This window comes from Paenisporosarcina sp. P5_A11 (assembly GCF_056400705.1).
In genome coordinates, this window is record NZ_JBFUKT010000257.1 from 1 (window position 1) to 3,320 (window position 3,320).

Annotated in this window: 3 protein-coding genes; 1 reads left to right on the top strand and 2 read right to left on the bottom strand. The window is 39.1% G+C overall.

All coding sequences use genetic code 11. The features are described from left to right. The coding region (locus AC1DOS_RS18920; protein WP_477538749.1) for an RrF2 family transcriptional regulator at positions 1–196 on the bottom strand (196 nt) is incomplete at its 3' end. Positions 197–331: 135 nt separating this feature from the next. Between AC1DOS_RS18920 and AC1DOS_RS18925 the strand changes: the two genes are divergently transcribed. Beyond that, positions 332–1,621 carry a replication-associated recombination protein A gene (locus tag AC1DOS_RS18925; protein ID WP_477538750.1) on the top strand — a complete coding sequence of 430 codons (1,290 nt, stop codon included), beginning with the start codon at positions 332–334 and terminating at the stop codon, positions 1,619–1,621. 927 nt (positions 1,622–2,548) lie between these two features. Here AC1DOS_RS18925 and AC1DOS_RS18930 read toward each other — a convergent pair. Next, positions 2,549–3,310: a tRNA threonylcarbamoyladenosine dehydratase gene (locus AC1DOS_RS18930; RefSeq protein WP_477538751.1), complete on the bottom strand. Its 762-nt coding sequence runs from the start codon at positions 3,308–3,310 to the stop codon at positions 2,549–2,551. Positions 3,311–3,320 lie beyond the last annotated feature (10 nt).

Here is a 3,320-nt window from a genome sequence, read left to right on the forward strand (position 1 = left end):
TATAACCACCATGTGCACCTCTGACACTTTTTACAAGTCCAGAATTACGCAGTGGAGATACTAATTGTTCTAAATACGCCTCGGATAACTCATTTTCTGAAGCTATTTTACGGAGTGGCACTGGTCCTTCTCCAAACTGTTTGGCCAGTTCGATCATTATCGTTAAACCATAGCGACCTTTTGTCGATATTTTCAAGTTATTCACCTCTATAAATCCTCTGAATTCATTTACATAGTATAGCACATTTCCGACCAATCGCCTTTGAAATGACTTTTCACTAGTGACCACGTATAATAGAGAACAAATGTACGAATTTAGGAGGTGCATCGATTGCAAAATGAACCACTTGCTTATCGTATGAGACCACACAAAATAGAAGAAATCGCTGGTCAACAAGACATTATTGGTAAACACACACCCTTATATAAAATGATTATAAATGGACATGTTCCATCCATGTTGTTATATGGAGAACCAGGAATTGGCAAGACTTCTCTTGCTTATGCAATTGCCGGAACTAGCAATATACCATTCATTGCACTCAATGCAACTCGCTCAGGGAAAAAAGATATCGAAGATGTAGTCAATGAATCACGCGTGACTGGAAAAGTGTTACTGTTTCTGGATGAAATCCACCGTTTTAATAAACTACAACAAGACACCCTACTTCCTCATGTTGAAAATGGTTCAATTGTGTTAATTGGGGCTACAACCGAAAATCCTTTTCACGATGTTAATCCGGCTATTCGTTCACGTTGCGGTGAAATTAAACAACTTAAACGTTTAACGGATGAAGATCTTTTTACTCTTATTCAACGGGCATTAAGTGACGATAAACGAGGACTAGGGCGACAAAAAATTGAAATTTCACAATCACAACAAATGAAAATTGCTGAAGCCGCAAATGGAGATGCGAGAAAGGCATTAACCATATTGGAATCTGTTGTTTCCGCTTCAGATGAAGAAGATGGAGTCACCATAGTTGAAGATGCATTACTGCAAAACTTGGTTGACCGTATCGGGGTCTTCGGCGACAAAAAAGGCTCGCATTTCTACAATTTATTATCCGCTTTACAAAAGTCAGTACGCGGTAGTGATGTGAATGCAGCGATTTATTATTTAGCACATTTACTTGAAAATGGTGATTTAGTAGCTGTATCAAGAAGATTACTGGTAATGGCATACGAAGATATCGGAATTGCCAATCCATCTGTGGGTCCTCATATTCTCGCAAGTATACAGGCTGCAGAAAGATTGGGATTGCCAGAAGCTCGTATTCCTTTAGCAAATGCCGTTGTGGAGATGTGTTTATCGGAAAAATCAAACTCAGCTTATAAAGCGATAGATGCCGCTATAGCTTCTATTCATGCTGGAAAAGTTGGTGATATTCCAAGTCATTTAAAAGATACACATTATGCTGGAGCTGCCGCTCTTGGACACGAAGGATATAAGTATCCGCACAATACCCCAATAGGCTCGTTCGGTGGTTGGGTCAATCAAACATACTTGCCTGATAACTTAGTTGGAACGAAATATTATGATCCCGTTTTAGCTGGCGAAGAGAAAAAACTTGCTGGGATTTATCAGAAATTAGAGAGCTTTAAACAGAAGAAGAAGTAAATCGCTGGAGGTTGCGATTTACTTCTTTTTTGGGGGTTTTGTTAAAGAATGCTGTTGATATTGATTTGCGTCTTGCATACCGCATGAGCGTGAAACGTGAGACCAACAAGTATGTGGTTTGCATACTTGTTGGCTCATGCAGAGCGTGCGGCTAGCGCAAATGTACGATAGACGACAATATCGTTTAACAGACCCATTATTTTCAAAACATCTTATAACATTCAATTTAAGAAATAACACTACAACTATGAACCGAAACCTTGATTCCATTCACTGAGGATGACAGGTTTTCAGTTCGCTTCTGACGCTTTACCTGCTGCACAATAATCTAGAGAATAAAGAGGATGGGCTGATTGTGACTGCGTCACTCGCCCATCCCCTTTTTGTAGATCATTCTGCGGCGGGTGTGCATCCCTCGCTCCCTTGCAACCTGGAAGCACACAGTAATTTTGGTTTGGTTTACTACAGAATAGAAGGTTTCTTTAAGTAGATGTTCGGTCGAAGATATTATTTCGACCTCTTTCTGCTTTTTATATTTCGGTAAAGGTTAAGAATGCCGTCTATATTAAAAAGAAACAAAAAAGTACATATGCGCCTTGCATGCCGCAAGAGCGTGAAGCTTGAGACCCACAAGTATGTGGTTTCCGTACTTTTGGTTCATGTGGAACGTGTGCTAGCGCAAAGGTACGATCAACGACAGGATAGTTTAACAGAGCCTTTTGTTTAATCAAGTGAGTGCGGAATTAGGAGGAAATTGGATAGTTGCGACGATAAACGTAGAAGTTGCGACAATAATTCAAAAGTTGCGATAATAATCACTAAAGTTGCGACGAAATCCACTAAAGTTGCGACAATCCACTAAAACATCATCCATTATTTGTAAAAAACAAAAAAGACGACCATTTCTGGCCGCCTTCCATTCGTTATTTATTTACGAACCCGTTTCACTGGAATTTCTCTTGTAATATCATTAATGACCCAACTAGCTGCTACTAATCCAGCTACAGAAGGAACAAATGCATTGGATGATGGTGGCATTTTCGCTTTACGAATTTTAGCATCTGGTTTTCCAACCGTCTCTACTACATCTTCTCTAACAATGATTGGGCYTTCATCAGAAAAGACAACGGGAATCCCTTTGTAAATGCCTTCTTTACGTAATTTTGAGCGAATGACTTTTGCTAATGGATCTGTGTGGGTTTTAGAAATATCTGCAATTTTAAATCGAGTAGGATCAGTCTTGTTTGCTGCACCCATACATGAAATAATTTTCACTCCACGCGTTAAACATTCTTTCATTAAATGTATTTTATAAATAATCGTGTCAGAGGCATCGATTACATAATCAATATTGTGGCTGAAGAACTCTTCAAATGTTTCTTCAGTGTAAAACATATGTAAATCGTGTACTTCACACTGAGGATTAATATCTAAAATTCGTTCTTTCATGACTTCAGATTTCGAGCGTCCCACGGTTGATGTGTACGCAACCAATTGACGATTAATATTGGTTATATCTACATTGTCTTTATCAACCAAGATGATTTTTCCGACTCCGCTTCTTGCACATGCTTCTGCCGCGAAAGAACCAACGCCACCTATTCCTAAAATGGCTACTGTTGTGTTTTTTAGAAGATCAACACCTTCTGAGCCTATTGCTAATTCATTTCGGGAAAACTGATGTAACACTGTTTTCCCG